The organism is Stenotrophomonas sp. 05L414_2, from assembly GCF_056397905.1.
Window position 1 is genome coordinate 1 of record NZ_JBFTOJ010000303.1, and the last position, 1,725, is coordinate 1,725.

Annotated in this window: 1 protein-coding gene; it reads right to left on the reverse strand. The window is 63.2% G+C overall.

The window, feature by feature from the left end; all coding sequences use genetic code 11:
* Positions 1-501: 501 nt before the first annotated feature.
* Complete coding sequence (gene tyrS, locus AC1DJN_RS21840) at positions 502-1,710, reverse strand: tyrosine--tRNA ligase (protein WP_032977018.1); 1,209 nt, start codon at positions 1,708-1,710, stop codon at positions 502-504.
* Between the last annotated feature and the right edge of the window lie 15 nt (positions 1,711-1,725).

The following is a 1,725-nucleotide window of genomic DNA, read 5'->3' on the forward strand; positions in this document are numbered from 1 at the left end:
CAAAAATTTAAAGCTGCAGATGAATGATTCTGGCAACGTATCGCTTGCTTTAAAACAATTAATAGTTGCTTGATCAAACGTCTGCAAGATGGACAWTCATCCTTCCTGCAGGCGCCTTCACAAGATACCTGCGCATACTTTCAAAGATCSGGGGAAGTGGCCTCAGCGCCRTTCCCGTGTGCTGCGAAGTTTCCTTCGTAGCGAGCCGCCTATTATGCCGGACTTTTCGAGTCCGTCAACACCTTTCGTTCGATCATCTCGTTCGTCGGTGGTGGCGTGCCTTGTGTCGCTGAAGCCCCTTGTTGGCGACCCCTGCGACGGGGGAGGGAAAGTATGTCCCTATTCGCGGCCTTTGTGAAGGGGGTGTGGCAACTTTTTTCATCGGATGTTGCATCCGTTCATGCAAAGGCGCCGCCACAGGCCCCGCAAACAGCGGCAGAGCGTCAGCGCCGCTCTGCAGGAGCAGAAGCAGGGGCCGGCTGCGCCGGCCCCTGCCTCCGGTCAGGCAGCGACCAGGCGCACGCGGGCGAAGGTGCGCTTGCCGACCTGCAGCAGCCCCTCGAAGCCGGGCTGCAGTACCTGTTGGCCGTCTTCCACCACTTCACCGTCCACCTTCACCGCACGCTCCTTGAGCTTGCGGTTGGCCTCGGAGTTGCTCGGGGTCAGGCCGGCGGCGGTCAGCAGGGCCGCGATGCGCAGGCCCTCGGCCGGGATGGCCACATCCTGCAGCGGCAGCTGGGTGATGTCGCCCTGCCCGGTAACGGCAGCTTCCCAGCCGGCAATCGCCTGCTCTGCCGCTGCGGCATCGTGGAATCGGGTAGCCAGTTCACGGGCCAGGCGCAGCTTGACCACGCGCGGATTCAGGCCGGCGGCGATCTGCTCGCGCAGGGAGGCCGCTTCGGCCTGGCTGATATCGAAGGACAGCAGCTCGATCCAACGCCACATCAGGGCATCATCGACCTTCATGGTCTTGGTGACGATGTCGATGGCCGGCTCGCTGATGCCGATATAGTTGCCCAGCGACTTGGACATCTTGTTGACGCCGTCCAGGCCTTCCAGCAGCGGCATGGTCAGCACCACCTGCGGCTTCTGGCCGTGGTGTTCCTGCAGGCCACGGCCCATCAGCAGGTTGAACTTCTGGTCGGTACCGCCCAGCTCGACGTCCGCTTCCAGGGCCACCGAGTCGTAGCCCTGCACCAGCGGGTACAGGAATTCGTGGATGGCGATGGACTGCTGGGCGGCATAGCGCTTGGCGAAGTCGTCGCGCTCGAGCATGCGTGCCACGGTGTGCTGGCCGGCCAGGCGGATCATGTCGGCCGCGCTCATCTTGCCGAACCACTCCGAATTGAAGCGGACCTCGGTGCGGCTGCGGTCCAGCACCTTGAACACCTGTTCCTCGTAGGTACGGGCGTTGGCCAGCACGTCGTCACGGCTGAGCGGCTTGCGCGTCAGGCTCTTGCCGGATGGGTCGCCGATCATGCCGGTGAAGTCGCCGATCAGGAAAATGACCTGGTGGCCGAGGTCCTGGAACTGACGCATCTTGTTCAGCAGCACCGTGTGGCCCAGGTGCAGGTCAGGCGCGGTGGGGTCGAAGCCGGCCTTGATGCGCAGCGGGCGGCCTTCCTGCAGGCGCGCGCGCAGATCCTCGAGCTTGAGGATCTCGTCGGCACCGCGGCCGATCAGGGCAAGGGCTTCTTCAATCGAGGACACGTGACTACTCCCGGC